Origin of the sequence: Thalassolituus sp. UBA2590 (genome assembly GCF_002339775.1) — a bacterium.
GTDB lineage: Bacteria > Pseudomonadota > Gammaproteobacteria > Pseudomonadales > Oceanobacteraceae > Thalassolituus.
This window is the reverse complement of sequence record NZ_DDKU01000023.1, coordinates 1-24,726: the sequence shown is the minus strand read 5'-3', so window position 1 is coordinate 24,726 and position 24,726 is coordinate 1. Positions and strand designations below refer to the sequence as shown.

The following is a 24,726-nucleotide window of genomic DNA, read 5'->3' as shown; positions in this document are numbered from 1 at the left end:
ACAAGGGATGTCACAGTTGATAAGCCTGATTGATCGCTTTACATCAGCCACCGGTCGCATCACCCGCTGGTTATCACTGTTTATGGTACTGGCCACCTGCTCGGTCGTCGTGTTGCGCTACCTGTTTGATATGCCGTCGATTGCGTTGCAGGAGAGCATCATGTATCTGCACGCATCCTTATTCATGGTGGGCGCTGCCTATACCTGGCAACAGGGCGGTCATGTCAGGGTTGATGTTTTCTACCGGGGCTGGACGGAAGAGCGCCGTCGCTGGATTGAACGACTTGGGATTCTTCTTCTGGTTCTGCCAACCAGCCTGTTTCTGCTGTGGGCGAGCTGGGAATACGTCGGCAATGCCTGGGCGATCCGCGAACGCTCTCAGGAGGCCGCCGGCCTACCTTTTATTTATCTTCTGAAAACCCTGATTGTAATCTTACCAGCGACCCTGATTCTGCAAGCCATCGCTGAGCTACTGCGCACTTTTACAGGGCTGAAGGCTGATTCCGACATCACCAACGATAGCAGCGAGGCAAATCACCATGGCTGAGTTTATGCCTCTCGTACTGTTTGCCGTCGTCTGCCTGGTCCTTATGTGTGGCTTCCCGGTGGCCTTCACACTGGCAGGGACTTCACTGCTATTCGCCGGTATTGGTTTACTGACCGGTACCTTTGACCCGGCCTTTCTTAATGCCATGCCTAACCGCATGTTCGGAATTCTGTCTAATCAGATTCTGGTGGCCGTGCCCTTATTCGTTTTCATGGGGGTAATGCTGGAGAAGTCGAAAATCGCAGAGCAGTTGCTGCGCAACCTGGGCCTGCTGTTCGGCCCGGTACGGGGTGGTCTGGGTTTCTCTGTGATCATTGTCGGTATGCTGCTTGCGGCCAGCACAGGTATTGTCGGCGCAACCGTCGTCACCATGGGGCTAATTTCATTACCCGCGATGCTGCGCAATGGTTATAGCCCATCACTGGCGAGCGGAACTATCTGCGCCACAGGGACACTCGGCCAGATCATTCCACCATCGACTGCGCTGATTATTCTCGGTGATGTGTTATCCAGTGCCTATCAGCAGGCGCAGCTTAAGATGGGCATATTTTCTCCAGAGACCGTCTCCGTTGCCGACCTGTTTGTGGGTGCTCTTATCCCCGGATTAATACTGGTGCTCGGCTATTTTATCTACACCAGCATCGTGGCCATATTTAAACCCGAAGCTGCTCCAGCGGTTCAGGATCGTGAGCCTCTGTCACCAGGCTTTATATTCGAGTTACTCAAAGGCCTCCTCCCGCCACTGCTGCTGATTGTCGCCGTTCTCGGCTCGATTCTTACCGGTAAAGCCACGCCTACAGAAGCTGCAGGTATTGGTGCATTCGGCTCATTGCTACTCGCCATTGCGTACGGCCAGTTCAATCTACAACGTCTGCGCGAAGTGATGGACGCGACGCTCCAAGTCACCAGCATGATCTTCCTGATCTTTATTGGCGCTGCTCTATTCTCGCTAGTGTTCCGAGGCTTTGGCGGCGAAGAGCTGGTTCATGAAGTATTCAATGACCTGCCCGGCGGTGTTTTCTCTGCCATGTTGCTGGTAATGCTGGTGATCTTCCTGCTGGGCTTTATTCTCGACTTTATCGAAATCACCTTCGTGGTCGTACCGATTGTCGCTCCGGTACTACTGGCGATGGGTATCGACCCGGTATGGCTGGGTATCATGATCGCCATCAACTTACAGACGTCATTCCTTACGCCCCCGTTTGGTTTCGCTCTTTTCTATTTACGCGGCGTCGCACCACCCGAGTTACCGACCCGAACCCTCTACAAAGGCGTTATTCCGTTTATTGTTATTCAGGTGGCGGTTCTGGGATTACTGGCCGTGTTCCCTGAACTGGCAACATGGTTACCCGATCAGATATACGGTTAGACTGAAGAAGCCCCGCACCCTATACATTGGCACGGCATGCGGTACAATTTGCAACCAACACAATAATAAAAGCCGATGTCCGCATGGAAAAGACCGAAGACAACCAACCGTCACCTGAAGGCAGCCTTACCTTAAAGCTGCTGCCAACCCGTGCCGACTGCAATATCCACGGTGATATCAGCGGTGGCTGGGTCGTTGCTCAGATGGACCATGCCGCAGAGTCAGACGCCAGCCGAATCGCTCAGGGGCGCATCGCCAACGTCGCGATGGAATCCGTTGTGTTTATGTCGCCGATCCGTCTTGGCGCCGAAGTATGCATCTACACACGCTTGTTAGAGATTGGCACCTCATCCATCCGCATCGCCGTTGAAGCCTGGACCCGTAATCCGACAGAATCCGCCGAGCGTAAAGTGGTAGATGCAGTATTTGTGTACGTGGCAATTGATGGAACGGGACGAATCAGAGAAGTGCCCAGATAAGAGTACCGCGGTGAGAGTGCCCCTGCTGGAGCGAATCAGCTAATAAGTCTCCGTGGAAGCAAATCAGCTAATAAGTCTCCGTGGAAGCAAATCAGCTAATAAGTATCTGTGGGAGCGAATCAGCCGGAGGCTATTCGCGATTAATAGACGTCAACACCGGGCTTTATTCCTGATTCTGCTCTTCCGGGCTTCCATATCCTGACGCGCATCTTCATTGCTGACAAACTCACTCTGACCTCGTTCCAATTTACTGAACACAGCATTCGCCAGCTCTACTAGCCACTGGTTATGAGACATATCTTTGCCTTGCTGTCCTGTCCTTACACACAATACGTTGAGGAAAGACTCAGACATAAACAACGGTGCCTCCCTTCAGCTCATCTTTATTAAGTGTTTTAACGTCAAATCCTGAAATTTCATTGCTACGTATTTCTTGTAACAAATCAGGCGACATAAAGAATATATCTTTTACGAAATATACGGCACAGAGGCCAATACTCTTCATCTTCTCATACAAATGTTTATTTTCATGGAGAGCAACATAATAACGCCGATCCAAGGGCTGCATAACGAAACCACTAGCGGTAAACCCGGGCAATTGGGACTGTTTTATATCCACACTCGGTGCGGAAAAATCCACATAGTTCCGAATGGTCATATAATAATACTGCTCACTGCCGAACTTACTTCCATCCCACGCAAGAAAATCTATCGGCGTGAAGAAGAATGATCCAGAATCCCAATTATCCAATAATCTTTTTAATCGCTCAGAAACTAATCCCCCATATGCCATGAGGTGATAATCAAGAGGCTTGAACCTCTTTTTTCCTATTTTAATTGATACTACATCACCCGTTCGGTTATTCTTTGGAACACGAGATAACTTATAATTTTCGCATTCCTCTACTACATCAAATTTTTGTTCCCAAAGAGGTGATATAATATCGTGGTAATTACTCGTCCCGTCGCTAAACTGCACGCTAAGCTTAGTATCCCAACTGAAACGACTTCCCGTCAGCATGGCAATTCTTTCTCTATAATCTTCGGGTGTATTCGCTGCTGCTTCTTTTTGTAGCTTGTTCATAACAGACCTCCGAATAACATAAGAAGATAATAAATCACGATAAAAATAAGCCCGGAATAGCCCGGGTTTATTTGAAGAGTGATAAAACGGTCAAGATCAATCCCGCGCGTTAATATACGCCTGCTCACTCACTGCATGATAAGCCTTCACCTGCTCACGGTAGGCTTTATAAGAGTCGTATACTTTCTGAGAAAGCGGGTCAGCGCCTGCAACCTCGGCAACGACTTCATCAGATAATGTCTGAAGTTTGTCGAGCACATCCGCCGGGAATTCACGCACGTCGACGCCGTGTTTTTCTTTCAGTTCGATCAATGCCGCCTGATTGCGCGTCGTGTATTCCGCGAGCATGTCTTCGTTAATCGCTTTGGCGGTGATACGGACGATAGCCTGAAGGTCAGCTGGCAGTTCAGCAAAAGCACCTTTATTGATGGTGAATTCCATCATTGAACCCGGCTCGTGCCAGCCCGGGTAGTAGTAGTGTTCAGCCACCTTATAAAGCCCAAAGGCCAGGTCATTGTAAGGGCCAACCCACTCGGTTGCGTCGATGGTGCCCGTCTGCAGGGAGGTGAAGATTTCACCGCCCGGAAGAGTCACTGGCGTACCACCAGCACGTGCCAGTACTTCTCCGCCTAAGCCCGGAATCCGCATTTTCAGACCTTTCAGGTCATCAACGCTGTTGATTTCTTTGTTAAACCAGCCGCCCATCTGCACACCGGTATTACCGCCCGGTAATGGCAGCAGGTTAAATGGCGCATAAACTTCTTCCCACAGGGCCTGACCGCCACCGTATTGAATCCAGCCGTTCATTTCCTGTGCAGTTAAACCAAACGGAACAGAGGTGAAGAATTGCGCAGCAGAGGCTTTGCCCTTCCAGTAGTAAGCGCCACTATGACCCATTTCCGCAGTGCCCTGCGATACAGCATCAAACACCTGCAACGCAGGCACGAGTTCACCAGCGCCATACACTTTAATGGTTAAACGGCCACCCGACAGTTGCTCGACCTGCTCGGCAAAACGCTCAGGCGCTGTACCCAGACCCGGAAAGTTTTTCGGCCAGGAGGTCACCAGTTTCCATTCGAACGTTTTTGCTGGCTCGGCGCCCGTGGCTCCTGCCTGAGGTTCACAGTCCTTATTACATGCGCTCAGCACGAGTGCTGCCGCCACCATCACTAACAGTCGTTTCATTAGGGTCTCCTGCCTTTGTTATTTTGTGCGCGTTTAACACGCTTCTAGTTTTGCAAAACTGGCTACTAACCACTTACTGCCAGCATCATCAAAATTCACCTGAACCCGTAAGCCCGCACCCTGCCCTTCAAACTGCATCACCGTGCCTTCACCAAACATTTCATGGAAGACCCGCTGCCCAAGGCTGTACGGGTATTGCTCCTGAACAAAGTCGGGCTGTCCGAACGAAGACGGCTTAGAGGTTCGTGCCGACAACGGGCGACTGACGCTATTTTTCAAGCGCACTTCAGACACCAGCTCAGAAGGTATCTCGCGAATAAAACGTGACGGTGTGCTGAAGTTTTCCTGGCCATGCAGGCGGCGACTTTCGGCGTAGGTAATAATGAGCTTTTCCATCGCGCGGGTAATGCCGACATAAGCAAGGCGACGTTCTTCTTCGAGGCCTTCCGCTTCGTCCATGGACATTTTGTGAGGGAAAAGACCTTCTTCGACGCCCGCCAGAACGACCTGCGGAAATTCCAGACCCTTGGCAGAGTGAAGGGTCATCAGTTGCACTGCGTCATCGTATTCATCCGCCTGACCTTCGCCAGCTTCGAGTGCAGCGCTGTCGAGGAAGCGCGCTAACGCAGACTCGTCTTCCTCTTCATCGTCAATAAAATCGGGTTCAAACTGGCGCGCAGCGGTCACCAGCTCTTCGAGGTTATCGATCCGGGCCTGCCCCTTCTCACCCTTTTCTTTTCGGTGATGGTCAATCAACCCAGACTGCTGGATAACATTATCGACCAGCTCGTGGAGGGGCAGATCTTCTGCACCAACCGCGAGTTCTTCAATCAGATCAATAAACCCCTGAACGGCCCCAGAGGCACGTTTAGGAAGACTGTTATGCTCCAGAGCTTTATGCAGCGCCTGCCAGAGCGAGCAGCCTTCATCACGAGCAATGGCGCGCAATGATTCAACGGTTTTTTCGCCAATAGAACGTGCAGGAACATTAATCACACGTTCCACAGCGCCGTCATCTTCACGGGTTAACAGTAGGCGCAGATAAGCGAGGGCATTTTTAATTTCGAGGCGTTCATAGAAGCGCTGGCCGCCATAAATACGGTAAGGAATACCTGAACGCAGAAATGCTTCTTCCAGGGTGCGCGACTGTGCATTCGAGCGATACAGCACGGCCATATCCGTACGGGCCCGACCTGCTCGTGCCCATTCATCGACCAGATCAGCAATGTAACGTGCTTCATCCTGTTCATTGAATGCGGCATAGAGCGAGATCTGCTCGCCGTCTTCATCATCCGTACGCAGCTCTTTACCGAGGCGTCCGCTGTTGTTCGAGATCACCGCATTCGCCGCGGCCAGAATGTTTGCCGTCGAACGGTAGTTCTGCTCGAGCTTGATCATTTCAGCGCCGGGAAAGTCTTCCTGAAATGCGCGGATATTACCGACATTGGCACCGCGCCAGCCGTAAATCGACTGGTCATCATCGCCGACGACCATGACAGAGACGGTATTGCCCGCAAGCAAGCGAATCCATGCGTACTGGATGTTGTTGGTATCCTGGAATTCGTCGACCAGAATATTACGGAAGCGGCTTTGGTAATGCGCCAGCAGCTCCGGGTTTTCTAACCAGAGTTCGTGGGCTCGCAGAAGGATTTCACCAAAGTCGACCAGCCCGTTGCGCTGACAGTGTTCTTCGTAGATGTAGTAGAACTCGTGCAACTGACGTGTAAACGGATCGGCAGAAGGAATCACATGCGCAGCACGACGACCTTCGTCTTTCTGGCCATTGATGTACCACTGTATCTGCTTCGGCGGATAGCGGCTGTCGTCGATATTGTGTTCTTTCATCAGACGCTTGATCAGGCGCACCTGATCATCGCTGTCGAGTATCTGAAAATACTGCGGCAGTTTCGCTTCACGCCAATGCTGTTTCAGCAGGCGGTGCGCCAGACCATGAAAGGTCCCTACCCACAAGCCATTCGATGGCTCATTAAGTACCTGCTCGATGCGGGTACGCATCTCACGAGCGGCTTTATTGGTGAAGGTGACCGCCATGACAGAGAAAGGCGAGACGTTCTCTACCTTCAATAACCAGGCGATACGGTGCACCAGCACACGGGTCTTACCCGAACCGGCACCTGCGAGTACAAGCTGATGTGGAGAGTTAGCGCATACGGCGTTGCGCTGACCATCATTCAGCTGATCAATAAGAAGCGATATATCCATGGGCACCAAGTCTACCAGAATGTTTCACGCGCCCTGAACACTTACTGTGGGCTTATACGTCGTCATAAGTCCCATGGCTAAGGAGAGTGAATTTCGTATAATCAGACTCTGACACCTGAGCTCTGGAACGCACGTGAAAAATCAGCCCATTCTGAAAGAAATCGCCAGCGCCCGGTCGTCTCTGCGCAAGTCAGAAATCAAAGTCGCAGATTTTGTTCTCGCCGAACCTGAACAGGTAATGCATATGCGCATCGTTGACCTGGCTCAGGAAGCACAGGTCAGCGAACCTACCATTGTGCGCTTCTGTCGCGCGATCGGATGCAACGGTTTCCAGGAGTTCAAGGTACGTATTGCTCAGGAAACCGCGGTGGCCAATAACCTTGGGCAGTTCGCGATAGCCGAAGACGACAGCATTGACGATATCTGCACCAAGATTGCCGACACAACCATCCAAAGGCTGTATCAGGTCAAATCTCAGCTGCTGCCCGCTCAGGTTGCAGACGCAGCTCAAGCCATGAGCAGCGCGATGCGTGTGGAGTTTTACGGTTTTGGTGCGTCAGGAGCCGTTGCAACCGACGCCCAGCATAAATTTTTCCGTTTGCAGGTCGCCACCGCGGCATACAGTGACCCTCATATGCAGTCGATGTCGGCCGTCACACTGGGCGATAAAGACGTTGTCGTTGCTATTTCTCAAAGCGGACGCACTCTGGATCTTATGCACTCAATTAAACTGGCACAGAAGCATGGTGCTGTTGTCGTTAGCCTGGCCCCTCAGAATACTCCGGTCAGTAATGCCGCCGACCTGCCGATTCATATTAATATCGAAGAAGACACCGACCAGTTTACGCCGATGACTTCCCGGATTGCCCACCTGATGGTGATTGATATGTTGGCGGTTGCCGTCACCCAACGTCGTGGCCCCGACTTTGCCAACCATCTTAATGCGATCAAACAAAGCATCCGGTCTTTGCGATCTGAAGGGGATCATTAAGGTCCGCCTGAAACAGAACTATTCAAACCGACACTCAGTAATAAACTACCCAACAGTGGAATTAGGACAATAACGCCCAGTTAGTGAGTTTGGCTGAATAAACCGGTTGGCTTATCAGTCAGTTCCTGTAATCTGTCTGTAAACAAAAATAAGCAGAATCGCAACCGGACTTGTGAATCCCAGAGGGAAAAACACTATGGAAACCGCTAAAGATTATACTTCTGAAGAAACCGTATCGTTCGACGAAAACGGTAATGTTGTTGTTAACAAAGAGGCGCACGCTTCTAAGAAATTAATCTCCCGCCGGGCCATTGAGGCACACTTAGAGCGGAAGCGTCTGGAAAAAGACCTCGAAGCTTATTACTTCGACTGATCAGTCCGCAATAGAGAAAGCAGCCAACCGGCTGCTTTTTTTTGCCTGAATATTTTCATCAGCCAAACTCGGCATTTTTACTAGCCAGAGAGCGAACTCAGATTGATTCGCTCCCTGAGATCCAGAGTTCGTTTGTGGGAGCTATTCAGCCAGCTTGCCTGGCCAATGGCGATGGTTTTTGCGGCTACGGTATTCGCTAAATAGCCTTCGGCTGATTCACTCCCACAGTGGTTTACAGGTTGATTCCAACCGCTCCGTTTAAGCATTCTTCTGTCGTTAATTGATCGCCTTTAAATACTCGCTGATCAACCCTGTGCTAAAAATAACAGACATAAAAAAACCGGCCAGTTGGCCGGTTCTTCGTTTTGGCATCCTTGCCAGCTGAGGTTCAACTTACTTAGAAGTGAACTCTGGGTACGCTTCCATACCACACTCAGCAATATCAACACCTTCGTATTCCTGCTCTTCGCTGACGCGCAGACCCATGATGGCCTTGAGTACGCCCCAAACGATCAGAGAAGTTACGAATACCCAGATGAAGATAGTCAGAGTACCAACCAGCTGTCCCATGAAGGTAGCATCAGCGTCAGACAGCAGTACTGCGAAGATACCCCATACACCAACAACACCGTGTACAGAGATCGCACCTACTGGATCGTCGATCTTCAGCTTGTCGAGGGTCAGGATAGACAGAACTACCAGAACACCACCCGCAGCACCGATCAGAGTTGCCAGGAAAGGTGATGGATCAGCAGGCTCAGCAGTGATCGCAACCAGACCAGCCAGAGCACCGTTCAGAGCCATAGTCAGGTCAGCCTTACGGAACAGGATGTAACCAGTAATCAGGGCAGCAATCAGACCGCCTGATGCAGCAGCGTTAGTGTTCAGGAATACGTTAGCAACTTCGTTTGCAACTGCGATACCACCCAGTTTCAGAGTAGAACCACCGTTGAAGCCGAACCAACCCATCCACAGGATGAACATACCCAGGGTAGCCAGTGGCAGGTTAGCACCAGGAATAGCGCGTACTTCACCGTTAGGGCCATACTTGCCTTTACGAGCGCCCAGCAGCAGAACACCAGCCAGAGCAGCAGCAGCACCCGCCATGTGAACGATACCTGAACCTGCATAGTCAGAGTAGCTCAGTTCGTACAGACCGAATACAGAGTCACCGTTCCAGGTCCATGAGCCTTCCATAGGATAGATGAAACCAGTCATTACAACAGCGAATGCCAGGAACGCCCACAGCTTCATACGTTCAGCAACCGCACCAGAAACGATAGACATTGCAGTCGCTACGAAAACAACCTGGAAGAAGAAGTCAGATGCACCAGCGTATTCGCCCATGTCACCGAAACCAGATTCGTTAGAAGCCGCCAGAACACCTGCAATCGCAGCGTCGTCCATACCAGCAACAGTAGTCACACCAGACAAGAAGTAACCGCCGCCATACATCAGTTCATAACCGCAGATCAGGTACATGGTGCACGAGATCGCGAACAGGGCGACGTTTTTGGTCAGAATTTCAGTGGTATTTTTAGAGCGGACCAGACCCGCTTCCAGCATGGCGAAACCTGCCGCCATCCACATTACCAGCGCGCCACACACCAGGAAATAAAAGGTGTCCATGGCGAACTGAAGTTCAAAAATATGATTAAGATTCGATTCCATTATAAGCCCCCCGCATCAGGCTCTGTTATGTAGTGGTCGGACGTCTTACAGCGCGTCTGCGCCAGTTTCGCCAGTACGGATACGAATAACCTGCTCAAGGCTGGTGACAAAGATCTTGCCGTCGCCGATTTTGCCGGTGTTCGCTGCTTTAGTGATTGCTTCGATGACTTTTTCAGTCAGGTCTTCAGCAACCGCCACTTCAATTTTTACTTTTGGCAGAAAATCCACCACGTATTCAGCGCCACGGTACAGTTCAGTGTGGCCTTTCTGACGACCAAAGCCTTTCACTTCAGTCACTGTGATGCCCTGAACACCGATCTCAGACAGTGATTCACGAACATCGTCAAGCTTGAATGGCTTAACAACAGCAGTAATGAGTTTCATAGAAAACCCCTTTCGTAATTTAGATAAGGTTACAGATAGCCCGTGCGGGGGCACGGGCTATTGTATGCTTTTTACAGGTCGATAGGCAGGCTGTAAGAAACAACAAACTTCAGATCGTCTTCAGTTTCATCTAACTCAGCGTCAACTACCTTACTCGCAGTGAAAGACAGGTTATCCGTGTAGGCATAGCTCAAATCAAGGTGAACGTACTTGTCGCTATCTGCATCACTGTTAGAAACACCAACAGTCGCGCTGTACGCATCCATGCCATAACCCAGAGTCAGGTAGCTGTAATCGTCTGGGTTGCTTGATACTGGATAGTAGTAAGAGAAAGACGCGCCTTCGTAACCCAGAGATACGATCAGCTCAGACAGATCGAAAGTGTTACCGCTAGTGTCTTGATCAGACTCCAGAACATCAGCAACGCCGTTTTCGTCTTCATCACTTGGATCTACATAGGTGAAGTTGTTAGCGCTTGGGTAAACGTAAGTCAAAACAGATACGTCGTAGGAGAAACCTTCCATTTCACCACCGTAACCTACATACAGGTCGTATTCGTTTCCAGCTGCGCTATCACCGCTAGAAGTCCACATACCAGCGTAAGCACCACCAGTAGAAAGAGTGATGTCACCAGAAACGGCTGGAGAACCGTTACCCAGATCCAGACCACGCCACAGGTACATGCTCGCAACCGCTGCAGATGCAGATACATCTACTTCAGCTTGAGCCAGTTGAGCACCAGTCAGACCTGTAGTCATAACACCAGCGAGAGCGATTGCTTTAGTCAGTTTTTTCATCGTTCTTTTTCCTATTACGGTTTTTTTAGCTGTTGATCTTTCAATTTGGTCGATATGGGCAATTCGCACCGATATCTTTCTGTCACTCGGTTATAGCAGGGTGTGTGCCAACTTTTGATATACCCTTTTAAATCAATAACTTAGTAAAAGTATGCGGACTTTTACAGTCATTGACGCAACCAAAAGAGGGCACGCAGCCAAAACCAGCACCCATTTATTGCACACCCTTCTGACGGTTTGCACTGTTTGGGTGCAGCATTTGAAATTATCCCCTTTGCCCTTTCTGGTACACTGCGCCAAAACCCTTCCGGAGGTAAATTATGAAACCCGATGCGATTAAGAGCCGACTCGAAGAAATGCTGGAAAAGAGCCCGTTTGCCAGCCTGTCATCTGACCTGAAGCTGGCACTTCAGTCTCAACTGCAGAGCCTGATCACTAACGCCAACCTGGTGACCCGGGAAGAATTCGACGTGCAGGCAGAAGTTCTGCGTCGTACCAGTGCACGACTGGCGGAGCTTGAAGAGCGTGTTGCTAAGTTAGAAGCAGAGTGATCTTCTGATGCTTTGATTAAGCGGCCTGATGGCCGCTTTTTTGTTTTTGGCCGCTGATTCTGCGGGCCGCTGTGGTAGTAGCCGCTGGCGCGGGGTAACTTCTTTAGCTGCCGCTAAGGTCTGATGGCCAGTTGAGTTGCCGCTAGCGCGGGCTGGCTTTTTTGGCTGCCGCCAGGGTTTTATTGCCCTGTTTGGGGATTGCATCCCCGGGCGGGCAGCCCCTCCCCTGCTTCGCGCTTTCTGGGCCGCGTTTCCTTCACAGAACTTGAGAACCCTCGCAACGGGCCAATGCAGCATCCCTGCTGCCAGCCCCTTGCCCGGCATCCATGCCGGGGCCATGCGGGCTTCTCATCATTCTGCTCGGCGGCCCCAGAGGCGCAATTACCAGCCCGCGAAAGTATCTTTCTTAATTAGATAGGTTTAACTGCAACACAGCCTGGTGAGCAATATCCACCACACACTTTTACGGTAGGGCCAATCAGATTTTGAAATACGATATTGAGGGTAAAATTCTGCGCCTCTGGGGCCGCTGAAATTTACGCCAGCTTTGAAGGCAACGAGAGGCAGGATGCCGAACGAGGCTCCATACGGGCATGGATGCCCGCCGGAGCCGGTTGCCGGAAAAGCCAGTAAATATCAGAACTAAGGCCCAGAAAGCGCGAAGCAGGGGAGGGGCTGCCCGCCCGGGGATGCAATCCCCAAACAGGGCAATAAAACCCTGGCGACAGCCAAAAAAGTCAGACCGCGCTAGCGGCTACAGAATCGGCGGCCACATAAACTAGCGGCTACTGTTAAATAGCCAGAAGCTCCTTCGCTTCCTCGGAGTGTTCAAGCTCTTCACCCGTCCCCTGACTCACCACTCTCCCCCGCTCAAGAATAATAAATTCATCGGCGAGTTCTTTAGCAAAGTCGAGGTACTGCTCAACAAGCACAATGGCCATATCCCCACGATCCCGCAGCAATTTGATGACGCGACCAATGTCTTTAATGATGGAAGGCTGAATACCTTCGGTCGGTTCATCAAGAATCAGCATTTTAGGTCGCAGCAGTAATGCGCGTGCAATCGCTAGCTGCTGTTGCTGGCCACCAGAAAGGTCGCCACCCCGGCGCTTAAGCATCTGCTGCAGCACTGGGAAGAGTGAGAACACTTCAGGATCAATAAACCGCTGTGAGCGCGGCACCGCTGAGAACGCGGTCTGCAAGTTCTCTTCTACCGTCAGCTGCGGGAAAATATCCCGCCCCTGTGGCACAAACGCGATACCTTGTTTAGCCCGGTCGTAGGGTGCAAGTTTCATGATACTTTTACCGTCCCAGGAGATGTCACCGGAACCCGGTGCGAGGTGCCCGGCCAGTGATTTCATCAGAGTGGTTTTACCAACACCATTACGTCCCAGAACACAGGTCACTTTGCCCACGTCTGCGTTAAGGCTGACGTTGTAAAGCGCCTGACTGGCGCCGTAAGAAACATTTAAATCCGTTACATTCAACATATCAGCGCCCCAGATACACTTCGATAACCTGCTGGTTATTCTTCACATTCGCCAGACTGCCTTCGGCGAGTACCGAGCCCTCGTGCAGTACCGTCACACGACAATCCAGGGCTTCAATAAAGTCCATGTCGTGCTCGACCACCATTAAAGAGTGTTTCTTTGAAAGCTCTTTAAACAGCTCAGCCGTTTTCATCGTTTCTTCGTCGGTCATTCCGGCAGCAGGTTCATCAATCAAGAGCAGTTCAGGCTCCTGACCTAATAGCATGCCGATTTCAAGCCACTGTTTCTGGCCATGCGACAAGCTACCCGCGTCCTCATAGAGGCGATCTTTCAGGTCAATCATGGATAGAATTTCGTCGATTTTATCCTGCTTTGCGCCCGTCAGTTTATGGGTCAGCGCCTGCCAGACTGAGCGACCACCTTTTAACGACATTTCGAGGTTTTCGAATACTGTCAGGCTCTCAATCACGCTTGGTTTCTGAAACTTACGACCAACGCCCATATTCGCTACCTGCGCTTCGTCGTAACGCGTCAGGTCGAGCTCATCATTAAACAGAATCGTCCCTTCGTCCGGTCGTGTTTTACCTGTGATGACATCCATCATGGTGGTCTTACCGGCCCCGTTCGGGCCGATAATCGCCCGCATTTCGCCCGGCTCAATAAATAACGAAAGAGAGTTCAGTGCTTTAAAGCCATCAAAACTGACGCTAACACCATCCATATAGAGAACAGTAGGTTGATCTATGTGCTTGGTTTTTGCGAGGCTCATACTTTGCCCTCCGCGTTATCTGTAGCAGGTTTACCTGCCTGGCCGCCCCCGCCCGAAGAGAAAAACTTATCTTTGATCTGCGCCCACAAACCAACGACACCTTTCGGCAGATAAAGAGTAGTCAGTACAAACAGGCCACCCAGCATAAACAACCATAGTTCTGCAAAAGCGCCGGTGAAATAGGTCTTGGCGTAGTTCACCAGTACGGCTCCGATGACGGCACCGAACAAGGTTCCGCGACCGCCAACAGCAACCCAGATGATCATCTCGATTGAGTTAATGGGAGCAAATTCGCCGGGGTTAATAATACCAACCTGCGGAACATATAAGGCACCAGCAACACCAGCCAGCATGGCGGAAACAACAAAGACAAACAGCTTGTACCACTCGACGCGATAACCTAAGAACCGCGCTCGTGATTCACTGTCTCTGATGGCGACCAGCACTCGTCCGAGCTTAGAGGTCACGATAAAGCGACTGATTAAATAACCGAGAATCAAAGCAATGCCTGAGGCAAAGAAGAGCGCGGCACGCGTCGAGTCGGCCTGTAGATCAAAGCCTAAGATATCCTTAAAGTCAGTCAGGCCGTTATTACCACCGAAGCCCATATCGTTACGGAAGAACGCCAGCATCAATGCATACGTCAGCGCCTGGGTGATAATAGAAAGGTAGACCCCGGTAACCCGCGAACGGAATGCCAGTGCACCAAAGACGAACGCCAGAATACCCGGTACGGCGAGAACCATGACCATAGCAAACCAGAACTGATCAAAGCCAAACCAATACCACGGCAGCTCTGTCCAGTTCAGGAACACCATAAAATCTGGCAGATCAGGATTAGCATAGACACCACGGTCGCCAATCTGGCGCATCAGATACATGCCCATAGCGTAACCGCCAAGCGCAAAAAATGCCCCGTGGCCCAGACTCAGGATTCCGCAGTACCCCCAGATCAAATCAACGGATACCGCGAGCAGTGCGTAACAAAGATATTTACCTAACAAAGTCATTGTGTAGGTAGATACGTGCAGCGCTGAGCCCTCTGGGAAGAATAAGTTGCAGAAAGGCACGATGATGGCGATCGCCAGAATGATCATCATCATCCGACGCCCGGCAACATCGTTCATAATCAGTCGGGTTAAAGGGCCGCCTTTAATTTCCTGTTTCATCATGCGCTCCTTAACCCATATCCGCAGCGCGACCCTTGAGGGCAAACAACCCACGAGGACGCTTCTGGATAAACAGAATAATAAATATCAGTACAAGAATTTTTGCGACAACGGCTCCGGCCCATGGCTCAAGCAATTTATTAACAACACCCAAAGACATAGCGCCCACCAAAGTGCCCCAAAGGTTACCCACACCGCCGAACACGACAACCATAAATGAGTCGATAATGTACGCCTGACCCATGTTTGGCCCAACGTTAGTCAACTGTGACAGGGCAACACCTGCAATACCGGCGATACCTGAGCCCAGGCCAAACGTCAGTGCATCAACCCAGCCAGTGCGAATCCCCATAGAGCTCGCCATCGGACGATTCATGGTTACTGCACGCATCTGCAATCCGAACAGGGTTCGCTTAAGTATTAATGCCAACAACGCGAGCACCAGGAGACTGAAAATAATGATATATAAACGGTTAAAGGTCAGCTCGAGCGCCGGATTAATCATGAAAGTACCCGCCATCCAGTCGGGCGTAGCTACTTCACGGTTTAACGGGCTGAAGATTGAGCGTACCGCCTGCTGCAGCACCAGACTGATACCGAAGGTGGCGAGCAGAGTTTCCAATGGGCGGCCATAGAGATGGCGGATAACACCACGCTCAATAGCGACGCCCACCAGACCGCTCACCAGAAATGCTGCAGGCACAGCAACGGCCAGTGACATGCCAATATGGTCTGGCATCAACTGTTGAACAACGTAGGTTGTGTAGGCGCCCAGCATGATCATTTCGCCATGAGCCATATTGATCACGCCCATCACACCAAATGTAATCGCCAGACCAATGGCCGCAAGGAGCAGCACAGCACCGAGAGCCAGGCCAAAATAGAGATTTTCAGCAACGCTGTTCAGTGACAGCAGGCTTTCGATTTTCTTGAGTGCTTCGTCTGCCGCCTGAATTTCCTCGGTTCTGGAATCTGCTTCAGCAGCACGGCGATAGTTGGCCAACGCACCGCGAACATCCGGGTAAAGTGACCCTGAAAGAAGCTTCACGCCTGCGATGCGTTCTTTTTCGGTCTCTGCTTCCAGCAGGCGTATGCCCTTCACCAGAAGAAGAACGTCACGAACGTCTGTTTTTTCTTCGTTATCTAACGCTTCATCAAGCGTCGCCTGATCAAGATCTTCCGCAGACTTCAGTAAGTTGACCGCTGCCTGCAAGCGCATGTCCGGATCATCTGAGAAAATCTGCAAGCGTGCGATGCCGTTTCTCAGCAACACACGTAGCTTATTATTTACGCTGATTTTTTTGATATCGCGTTTACTTTCCAGAGTGACCTCTTCACCACTGAAAAATGTCGTCACCGAATCATCGTCATTAATAACGACGACCCGATCGTCTTTACGGTAATACAGGTCGCCTTCGACCATAACCTGCATAAAGAGAAGCGTTTTAGGGTCATCGATGGTTGTCAGGCGTTCGGTCACTGCCTGCTTTTCTCGATACCCTGCATCAATTAATTCTTGAGCAACGGCGTGTAACGCTGTGTTGGGCTTCATAGGTGATGCTTCAGCCCCTGCCACCACCACAGTATACAAAACAAATGCGAACAGCACGGCCGTCCGTATCAATACAGAAAACATAATTATCACCGGGAATTTTGAGAGAAGCAGGAAAGAATTTCCCTGCCTGTCCTTGTTACGAACTGCGATAGAGCGCGTTTTACCGCACTCTATTCCGCTGCCAGCGAATTACTCGCCTGCAACCGCCGAACCACCACAGGTTTTCGTTGAGGTGTTGTAGTTTCCGCAGTTAATCGGTGCAGTCCAGTCTGAGATCAGGTTTGCACTTTCTGGCAGATAATCCGTCCATGCATCACCTTTCACTTCTTCGTCAGTAGCCCAAACGATTTCGAACTGGCCATCTTCCTGAATCTCGCCAATCAGTACCGGCTTAGACAGGTGATGGTTTTCGTTCATTACGGCCGTACCGCCAGTCAGGTTAGGTACTTCGATGCCGTACATCGCAGAGCGTACTTTATCCACTTCTGCAGAGCCTGCTTTTTCAACCGCTTCTGCCCACATGCTGAAACCGATGTAAGTCGCTTCCATTGGGTCGTTAGTTACACGGTCTTCATCGCCGATGTAGTTATGCCATGCTGCGATAAACTCATCGTTAGCTTCGCTTTCTGCACTCTGGAAGTAGTTCCATGCAGCCAGGTGACCAACCAGTGGCTCAGTATCAAAACCTGACAGCTCTTCTTCACCTACTGAGAAGGCAACAACTGGAATTTCTTCAGACGCTACGCCCTGGTTAGCCAGTTCTTTGTAGAAAGGAACGTTCGCGTCACCGTTAATGGTAGAAACAACGGCCGTTTTCTTACCAGCGGCACCGAATTTCTTAATATCCGATACGATAGTCTGCCAGTCGCTGTGACCAAACGGCGTGTAGTTCACCATAATGTCTTTTTCAGCAACACCTTTAGACTTCAGGTAAGACTCAAGAATCTTGTTAGTCGTACGAGGGTATACATAGTCAGTACCTGCAAGTACAAAACGCTCAACGCCGAGATCGTTGATCAGGTAATCAACCGCAGGAATCGCCTGCTGGTTTGGCGCAGCACCGGTATAGAATACGTTGTAAGAAGATTCTTCACCTTCATACTGAACCGGGTAGAACAGCAGACCATTCAGCTCTTCCACAACTGGCAGAACCGATTTACGGGATACTGAAGTCCAGCAACCGAAGATCACATCAACGTCTTCTTTTTCCAGAAGTTCACGGGTTTTTTCTGCAAACAGAGGCCAGTTAGATGCTGGGTCGACAACCACTGGCTCAAGCTTTTTACCTAGCAGGCCGCCCTTCTTATTCTGTTCTTCGATCATCATAAGAACAGTGTCTTTCAGAGTAGTTTCTGAAATTGCCATAGTACCCGACAGAGAGTGCAGGACACCGACTTTAATGGTGTCATCTGCTGCATTCGCAATGCTTACGCCTGCAGCCATCGCTGTCATACCAACAATCTGTGACGCTTTCATCAGAGTTTTGAGACTTACTTTTTTCATAATTATTTCCTTTTTATGGTCAGGATTATGTCCGGCCTCGACTCTTCTCTTGGGGGTGTGTAAGAGCGGGCAACTATAAAACCGATCTAGTTAGAGCAATCGCCGTACCAGTTTTCATGCCTTATTTTTCGGCAATTTCTGGCAAAGAGTGCCCCCCAGAGGAGCATTTCCGGTCTTGAGGAGATAATTCGCACCAATAGTGCTCAGCGAGTTGTTTTTTTTGCCTTGAAAGCGTGCGTATCTATTTCCTTGATAAGTCGGTGGAGTATCGTTGTCGCGCTTCCTGAATTCTGTGAACTGTTATTTCGCGAACAGTATTGCGACTGACCTCGATGTGTTTAGTAAGATCTCGCGTTGCACGAGAGCTGTCTGCCGAAAGAATCGCACTGAGAATACTACTGTGCTCATCGTATGTTGCCTGTATACGCCTAGGCTCATAAAAGTCGAGGCGCCTTACGATCCTCAGACGCTCACATACGCCTTTATGAATGGCTTCCATTTGCTTGTTCTGGCCACACTCCAATAGTCCGAAGTGAAATTCCTCATCCAGAAACGCTACATCAACAGGGTCGACCTGCCTCTGTGAGGGCTTACAACACCAGATAGTAACCAACCCCGCTAAACGCTCGGCCCTGTCTGGTTCCATACACAGACGGCGAACCACTTCACACTCCAGCAGAATGCGGACATCGTAGAGCTCTTCGAAATACCGGAAATCAAAAGGCCGGACCTGCCAGCCATTGCGGAAGTACACCTGCACATACCCATCACGCTCCAGGCGATACAGGGCCTCTCTAACGGGTGTTCTGGAGGCCTGCATACGCGCAGCCACTTCACTTTCACTAAAGCGATCTCCCGGTAGCATTCTGAAATCAAAGATATCTTCTTTCAGCTGTCGATATACTTTCTCGGCAAGGTTCACAGGATGACCTTATGAGTTCAGTGATGAGATATAGGCCCGCCATCCGCCGAAATGACTGATATCCGTTGCGCTCGCCACCGCCTCTGGTTCGCAGATAAAGCCTTTCACCAGACGGCCGTCTTCCAGCTCAAGAGTTCCAATACCGAGTGGCTGCGGAATTTCTTCTACGAAAGAACCAAAGGCCGCCTGATCTAAACGCCACAGCTCGACGATTAATTGATTCCCTGTAACCTTTTCGATTTTCAGATCTTCTTCGTTAAGTCGCACCAGACCTGGCTTCGGAGGCACTGTATTTGCGAGAGCGTAGAGCTGATACTTGTTGGCGGTGAGTGTCTGTTCCAACAAGGTCGCATGACGACTGGTCAGCTGACGGTTCAGAGGCATCCCGGTCAAGTGGGCACCCACCACGGCAACGACGACTGACGCATCGTCTTTCTTACCCAGCATCACTGGCGCTTCAGCTAATCGAACGTGTGACTGCCACTGGCCAGCAAAGTTGGTCAGAGCCAGCTCGTGCCATGCTGGTGCAATAACAGTTATCCCAAACGGTAAACCGTCGCTACGCATATGCGCAGGCAACGACAGGGCACATAAGTCGGCCAGATTGACGAAGTTTGTGTAAGTGCCTAACTGGCTGTTGACCTCAACCGGGGCGGCATCAACGTCAGCCATCGTAGGAAAGCGAGGAGCGGTAGGCACGAACAACGCATCCACGGTTTTGAAGATACTCTGAATCTGGCGCACCAGATCTTTGCGACGATACTCTGCTTTAAATGCATCGACAGCAGTACCGTCAACGCCACCAGCAATGATGTTTTTTACGACCGGATTAATACCCGGTAAATCCTGTTTCAGAAACTCGCCGACAGCCGCATAGCGTTCGGCCACCCATGGGCCCTGATATAAAAGGCTGGCCAGCTCAAACAAGGGCGTAAAGTCGATTGTTTTTAACTCGAAGCCTGCATCAACAGCCTGCTCACAGGCTTTTTCATACGCCGCTTTTTGTATGTCATCTCCAAACCATGGTGCATCTGCAGGAATACCCAATGTCTGGATACGTTCATTACGCACCATAGTACGTGAGCGGGCGTAGCCATCTGCTGGATCGAATTGCGCAGCAATTTCATAAATGCGCTCGGCATCGCGGCTATTGAGCGCAAAGACAGAAACGCAATCAAGACTTCGGCATGCTGGAACAACGCCCGAAGCACTGATAGCGCCTACAGTTGCCTTTAAACCGACGATATGATTAAAGCCCGCAGGCACCCGGCCAGAGCCAGCGGTATCGGTACCGAGCGAAAAGGCCACCTGGCCCTTTGCAACCGCAGTCGCAGAACCAGAACTTGAGCCGCCAGAAATATACTCAGGATTAAACACGTTGTTCACTGCACCGTATGGCGAGCGAGTACCAACCAGTCCGGTTGCGAACTGATCGAGATTGGTTTTCCCCATAACGATGGCACCTGCCTTACGCAGAAGCTGAACAACAAAAGCATCATCATCCGGCTCGTAGGCATATTCAGGGCACGCCGCCGTGGTGAGAAAGTCCGCAGCATCAATATTATCTTTCACGGCAAACGGCACACCGAAAAGGGGAAGGTTTCTGCCCTCATCGTCCGCTGCAGCTTTCAGGTTTTCGAGGTAACTTATTTGTTTAGTAAGCTGTTCCTCGCTGGCTAGCGCAATCCAGGCGCTACCATTGCGGGGCAATCCATTCGTATCCAGCTCGTCTGCAGCAATCGCTTTCCGGGTGGCCAGTAAAAGCTCACCTACATCAGCGCCATTCCTATATGCCCGGGCCCAATCGTTCAGATTCCAGCCAATTCCTGTCGTTACTTCTGTCATGCCAACCGCCATTGAATTCATACTTGTATACAAGATTCGTAGCGACACTTGTGCCAGATTCGTCAGGCAAGACAGGGGAATCTATAACATTATGATTTTTAACGGGTTTATCGAGATAAGAGCATCTAACTCACAAACAGAAAGTCAGACAAAGTACGGATGGCGCTTTAGAAGAAAGCTCGATGTAGCTGCATTGCACCAATTTGCACCAACTCGTACTAAAGAGCAACACAGATTTCAGAAGAGGTTTTTCAGATAGAACTGCATAGGTTTGGTCGACTCGCCCGATGCATCGACGTCTTTCCAGGCAAAAGACGTGCGAATACCCGCCATAGGCTGATAGCCCATATGCTTCCAGATCGGATCAAGTGACTGGTAGTTCTCTGGGCGTAAAGGATGATCATCGGGCCGTACCACGGAGCAAAAGACACAGGCGGATAACCCAAGGGCACGTGCATGCTTCTCCCGAGCATCAAAAAACTGTCGATACACTCCCTTACCCCGATACTCAGGCAGGAGTACAGACTCAGCACAGTAGAATAACGCCTTGTCATTGATTCCCGCTTTCAGGAACGGAGCTCTGAACTCATCGACTTCCGCCGCTAAGGGTAGACCGGTCGATGCTCCAACCAGATGGTCGCCTTCCCAGCAAAGCACCACAATACTGTCAGGGCACTTGGTGTAGGTGGCGAGGTAAGCACGCTCGTAATCTTCCGAGCCGTCGTAGAGGTATGGAAAATCGCGGAATATCCGAATCCGCAGGTCGGCAAGTTCCTCAAGAACCGGGCTTATTTCCACGCCGTAAAGGCACTCGACTCTCAGGCCCACCTTAGTTGCCCGTTACCCGCTTGAAGGTTTCCTGAAGGACTTTCACATCATTGGCAGCACGGTGCCGGTCGACATCTAACTCATTCCAGAGTGTGCTTTTAGTGTCTGCCCAGCGCTCCATTTCTTCCATGGTCAGTAGCTTGTTGATGGTTTCGATGCGAAAGCGTTGGACCAGCTCAGCTTCTTCGAACAGGCGGCCAATCCATGAGCTGTCAAAGCTCCATGCATCAGAGTAGAGAGTTTTATTGAACAGGTGCTCATTGAGCAGCAGGGCGACATCACGAATGCTCAGACCTTCCTGCTCAAGTTTGTCGCGGCTGATGCCGTGGATCGCTTCGGCCTCTTCTGACCAGTGCGTCCAGTGGCTGACAGGCTTGATGAGATAGCTGTGCACTTCCCGGTCTTCGAGAGCAAAGCCGATTTCGATGGGGAAACTCCCCCGGCCAAATCCAGAGGCTTCAACGTCTATGATGGGTGGAAGGGAACTACTCACAAATAATTGCCATATTCTCGTTAATTAATAGCCAGCATTCTGGACGCTCAAGCCGGATTATTCAATGTGACTTGTTTACTGCCTTTACTGCTCTCACCTACTGAGACAGCGCTCTGCTCGCTGGTGCGACCCTCATGACTTCTGCAATCGTTGTCATGCCTGCTGCAACTTTATGAGCACCACTCAGGCGCAGGCTATGCATCCCTTCCTTCATCGCAGCCTGACGCAGCTTCTGGTAATCCGTTGATTCGTTAATATGGGGCTCGAGAGACTCTGAAAGAGGCATCACTTCGTATATCCCCATTCGCCCGAGGTAACCTGTCCCACGACATTCCAGACATCCTTTTGCCGTATAGATGTGTTCTGGCGTTTTCATCAGCCATGGGGCGGTCAGCTGTTTCCAGACCTTTTCATCGACAGGCTGCTTCTCTTTGCAGTGCGGGCACAAGGTTCGCACCAGACGCTGGGCCATTACGCCGATCACACTGGAGCGAATGAGATACGCGGGCAACCCCAGTTCCTGTAAGCGGGTAAAAGCCGAGGGCGCATCATTAGTGTGAAGTGTCGACAGTACCAAGTGACCGGTAAGTGCAGCCTGGACGGCGATCTCAGCCGTTTCAAGATCGCGCACCTCACCCACCATAATAATGTCCGGGTCCTGACGCAGCAGAGCGCGAACCCCTGACGCAAAGGTCAGGTCAATTGCTGGGTTGACCTGCATCTGGTTGAACGCAGGCTCCACCATTTCAATCGGGTCTTCGATGGTCGATACATTCACTTCACTGGTCGCCAGCTGGCGCAGTGTCGAATACAAGGTGGTCGTTTTACCCGAGCCCGTCGGCCCGGTAACGAAGATGATGCCGTGATTATTGTCCGTCATTTCAGACCAGCGACGGCGATCTTCACGCGAGAAACCCATTTCAGAGAAACTGCGCATCAGCACCTGTGGGTCAAAGACACGCATCACCATTTTTTCGCCGAAAGCAGTGGGCAAGGTCGACAGACGCAGCTCGACTTCATCACCCTCGGGCGTTTTAGTCTTCAGGCGGCTGTCCTGAGGCTTACGCTTCTCAGCAATATTCATACGCCCCAGTGACTTAACCCGCGCAATCACGGCCATACCTACTGCGGCTGGTAACTCGTAGACATTATGAAGAACACCATCAATACGGAAACGCACGTGCGTTGTCTCGCGACGCGGTTCAAGGTGAATATCACTGGCGCGCTGGTCAAAGGCATACTGCAGTAACCAGTCCACGATATTGACGATATGTTCATCGTTGGCGTCAGGCGCTTTCGCTTTGCCCAGCTCCAGCATCGACTCCAGGTTCTGCACCGAGCTGATACCAGAATGATCTTTGCGCGCCTTAGAGACCGAATTTGCTAACTGATAAAACTCAACACGATAACGACTGATATCAGATGGCGAAGCTAACACCCGTTTCACATTGCGACGGGTCACGTGTTCCAGGTCACCGACCCAGCTTGATGAATCCGGATCGGTACAGGCCACCACCACCTCGTCGGTACTGACTTTCACCGCGAGGATTTTGTGCCGCTCTGAAAAGGCGTATGACATCACCTCAGTCACTGCTGATACGTTAATCTCAAGCGGATCAATATTGATCACATCCATCGACTCACGCTCACCCAACCATTCAATCAATGCATGCTCGCTCAGCACTTTGCCGTCTACGCGGGCGTCTTTGTAACGCTGGCGGGCGATCAGGGTCAGAGGATGCAGAGTAGCGTCATCCGCCCCTCTGCGAATCGTCAGGGCCAATTGGTGATCATCTTCGGTGAGCAGGCCATCGCGGTGTAGATCACTCACCAGTGTCGACAGATTGAGTACCCGGTCTGGCGTCGCCTGCATGCATTAATCCTTTAGTAACTGTTTCAAAGAAGCTGATAACGAAGATGTCTCACTGCATTCAATCACATCACCTACCTGGCTGCGAGCCTCGTCCCAGCGATCACGGATACTTTCTCGGCCTGGCTGCGACTCAGTGCACATTCCAGCCACTTGCTGAACCGCACACGTTAATGCCTTCGCTGCTGCTTTATCCTTCAGCAGATGCTCTGACTTCATAGAGAGACTCTTGTCGAGCAATTGCCAAAGTACACTCTCTTTGCTCATAAGCCGCGCAATGGGGTAGCCTGACTGCCAGATGGCCTCTAAGTCGCCATCACTCCAAAGGTAATACTCAAGCGCCCGCTGCAGATCAAACGCCTGCTCAGGCAAACCGGCGCCCTCTGCATCAATTGTTGCGCCGTGAAACGATGCAGACCCGACTCCAGCCAGGCGGTAGCCACGCTCGGCTTTGGAAATATCACTCAACCACATGGGCGCCACGTCATGCAGCGCTTCTGATAACGGCCACATTGCAGCGGCATCACCTGAAACCAACTCAAGCTCCAACTCACACAGAGGTTCCGACTGACCGTTGGCAAGAATACTGCCCTGATCGATTACCACTTCAATCTCCGAGCCATCCGCA

At 51.0% G+C, this 24,726-nt stretch carries 23 protein-coding genes and 1 pseudogene; 6 read left to right on the top strand and 18 right to left on the bottom strand.

Features of this window, described 5'->3' with window-relative positions:
- Positions 1–7 precede the first annotated feature (7 nt).
- The 3 genes from B2067_RS02290 (at position 8) to B2067_RS02280 (ending at position 2,395) form a co-directional block, all read left to right on the top strand.
- Positions 8–547, top strand: a complete 540-nt coding sequence (locus B2067_RS02290) for a TRAP transporter small permease subunit (RefSeq protein WP_301387322.1) — start codon at positions 8–10, stop codon at positions 545–547.
- Positions 540–1,916 carry a TRAP transporter large permease gene (locus B2067_RS02285; RefSeq protein ID WP_301387321.1) on the top strand — a complete coding sequence of 459 codons (1,377 nt, stop codon included), beginning with the start codon at positions 540–542 and terminating at the stop codon, positions 1,914–1,916. Before B2067_RS02290 ends, B2067_RS02285 begins: the two co-directional genes overlap by 8 nt.
- Before the next feature lie 83 nt (positions 1,917–1,999).
- Complete coding sequence (locus tag B2067_RS02280) at positions 2,000–2,395, top strand: acyl-CoA thioesterase (protein ID WP_076514218.1); 396 nt, start codon at positions 2,000–2,002, stop codon at positions 2,393–2,395.
- Between the two features lie 150 nt (positions 2,396–2,545).
- Here B2067_RS02280 and B2067_RS02275 read toward each other — a convergent pair whose 3' ends face one another.
- The 4 genes from B2067_RS02275 to uvrD all read right to left on the bottom strand — a co-directional run bounded on the left by B2067_RS02275 (position 2,546) and on the right by uvrD (position 6,887).
- Complete coding sequence (locus B2067_RS02275; protein ID WP_301181194.1) at positions 2,546–2,749, bottom strand: hypothetical protein; 204 nt, start codon at positions 2,747–2,749, stop codon at positions 2,546–2,548.
- Positions 2,742–3,479, bottom strand: a complete 738-nt coding sequence (locus B2067_RS02270) for an imm11 family protein (RefSeq protein WP_301387320.1) — start codon at positions 3,477–3,479, stop codon at positions 2,742–2,744. Before B2067_RS02270 ends, B2067_RS02275 begins: the two co-directional genes overlap by 8 nt.
- Before the next feature lie 96 nt (positions 3,480–3,575).
- Positions 3,576–4,664 (bottom strand): TRAP transporter substrate-binding protein, encoded by a 1,089-nt coding sequence (locus B2067_RS02265; RefSeq protein WP_301387319.1) that lies wholly within the window; start codon positions 4,662–4,664, stop codon positions 3,576–3,578.
- Between the two features lie 33 nt (positions 4,665–4,697).
- Complete coding sequence (gene uvrD, locus B2067_RS02260) at positions 4,698–6,887, bottom strand: DNA helicase II (protein WP_297531543.1); 2,190 nt, start codon at positions 6,885–6,887, stop codon at positions 4,698–4,700.
- A gap of 133 nt (positions 6,888–7,020) precedes the next feature.
- On the opposite strand from uvrD, the gene B2067_RS02255 reads away from it, so the two are divergent.
- Both B2067_RS02255 and B2067_RS02250 read left to right on the top strand, forming a co-directional pair.
- Positions 7,021–7,878, top strand: coding sequence for an SIS domain-containing protein (locus B2067_RS02255; RefSeq protein ID WP_084188573.1), 858 nt, complete (start codon positions 7,021–7,023; stop codon positions 7,876–7,878).
- A 196-nt stretch (positions 7,879–8,074) separates the two neighbouring features.
- Entirely contained in the window at positions 8,075–8,251 is a 177-nt protein-coding gene (locus B2067_RS02250) for a PA3496 family putative envelope integrity protein (protein ID WP_175607853.1), read from the top strand.
- A gap of 393 nt (positions 8,252–8,644) precedes the next feature.
- Here the strand turns inward: B2067_RS02250 and B2067_RS02245 are convergent, their stop codons facing one another.
- The 3 genes from B2067_RS02245 to B2067_RS02235 all read right to left on the bottom strand — a co-directional run bounded on the left by B2067_RS02245 (position 8,645) and on the right by B2067_RS02235 (position 11,103).
- Positions 8,645–9,922 (bottom strand): ammonium transporter, encoded by a 1,278-nt coding sequence (locus B2067_RS02245; RefSeq protein ID WP_297531538.1) that lies wholly within the window; start codon positions 9,920–9,922, stop codon positions 8,645–8,647.
- A gap of 45 nt (positions 9,923–9,967) precedes the next feature.
- Complete coding sequence (glnK, locus tag B2067_RS02240; RefSeq protein ID WP_068442786.1) at positions 9,968–10,306, bottom strand: P-II family nitrogen regulator; 339 nt, start codon at positions 10,304–10,306, stop codon at positions 9,968–9,970.
- A gap of 71 nt (positions 10,307–10,377) precedes the next feature.
- Positions 10,378–11,103 (bottom strand): TorF family putative porin, encoded by a 726-nt coding sequence (locus tag B2067_RS02235; RefSeq protein ID WP_301387318.1) that lies wholly within the window; start codon positions 11,101–11,103, stop codon positions 10,378–10,380.
- 320 nt (positions 11,104–11,423) lie between these two features.
- On the opposite strand from B2067_RS02235, the gene B2067_RS02230 reads away from it, so the two are divergent.
- The gene (locus tag B2067_RS02230) at positions 11,424–11,654 is read left to right on the top strand and encodes an accessory factor UbiK family protein (protein ID WP_068442784.1); all 231 of its coding nucleotides are present in this window, start codon (positions 11,424–11,426) and stop codon (positions 11,652–11,654) included.
- A 791-nt stretch (positions 11,655–12,445) separates the two neighbouring features.
- Here B2067_RS02230 and urtE read toward each other — a convergent pair.
- From urtE to B2067_RS02175, 11 genes and pseudogenes are all read right to left on the bottom strand, one after another.
- Positions 12,446–13,144 (bottom strand): urea ABC transporter ATP-binding subunit UrtE, encoded by a 699-nt coding sequence (gene urtE, locus B2067_RS02225; RefSeq protein WP_068441783.1) that lies wholly within the window; start codon positions 13,142–13,144, stop codon positions 12,446–12,448.
- A 1-nt stretch (position 13,145) separates the two neighbouring features.
- Positions 13,146–13,913 (bottom strand): urea ABC transporter ATP-binding protein UrtD, encoded by a 768-nt coding sequence (gene urtD / locus B2067_RS02220; protein WP_301387317.1) that lies wholly within the window; start codon positions 13,911–13,913, stop codon positions 13,146–13,148.
- Positions 13,910–15,016, bottom strand: a complete 1,107-nt coding sequence (gene urtC, locus B2067_RS02215) for an urea ABC transporter permease subunit UrtC (protein WP_414716520.1) — start codon at positions 15,014–15,016, stop codon at positions 13,910–13,912. Before urtC ends, urtD begins: the two co-directional genes overlap by 4 nt.
- Positions 15,017–15,092: 76 nt before the next feature.
- A complete protein-coding gene (urtB, locus tag B2067_RS02210) occupies positions 15,093–16,634 on the bottom strand; it encodes an urea ABC transporter permease subunit UrtB (RefSeq protein WP_301387315.1) in 1,542 nt (513 codons plus the stop codon).
- Positions 16,635–16,826: 192 nt separating this feature from the next.
- Complete coding sequence (gene urtA, locus B2067_RS02205; RefSeq protein WP_414716229.1) at positions 16,827–18,113, bottom strand: urea ABC transporter substrate-binding protein; 1,287 nt, start codon at positions 18,111–18,113, stop codon at positions 16,827–16,829.
- Between the two features lie 268 nt (positions 18,114–18,381).
- Complete coding sequence (locus B2067_RS02200) at positions 18,382–19,062, bottom strand: GntR family transcriptional regulator (protein WP_301387314.1); 681 nt, start codon at positions 19,060–19,062, stop codon at positions 18,382–18,384.
- A 9-nt stretch (positions 19,063–19,071) separates the two neighbouring features.
- Positions 19,072–20,907 carry an allophanate hydrolase gene (atzF, locus tag B2067_RS02195; RefSeq protein WP_301387313.1) on the bottom strand — a complete coding sequence of 612 codons (1,836 nt, stop codon included), beginning with the start codon at positions 20,905–20,907 and terminating at the stop codon, positions 19,072–19,074.
- A gap of 237 nt (positions 20,908–21,144) precedes the next feature.
- Complete coding sequence (locus B2067_RS02190) at positions 21,145–21,705, bottom strand: GNAT family N-acetyltransferase (protein WP_297531523.1); 561 nt, start codon at positions 21,703–21,705, stop codon at positions 21,145–21,147.
- Between the two features lie 31 nt (positions 21,706–21,736).
- A complete protein-coding gene (locus B2067_RS02185; protein WP_068442768.1) occupies positions 21,737–22,228 on the bottom strand; it encodes a hypothetical protein in 492 nt (163 codons plus the stop codon).
- 97 nt (positions 22,229–22,325) lie between these two features.
- On the bottom strand, positions 22,326–24,101 hold the full coding sequence (locus tag B2067_RS02180; protein ID WP_301387312.1) for a GspE/PulE family protein: 1,776 nt from the start codon (positions 24,099–24,101) through the stop codon (positions 22,326–22,328).
- A gap of 3 nt (positions 24,102–24,104) precedes the next feature.
- Positions 24,105–24,726, bottom strand: a pseudogene (locus B2067_RS02175) (hypothetical protein); the annotation flags it as partial.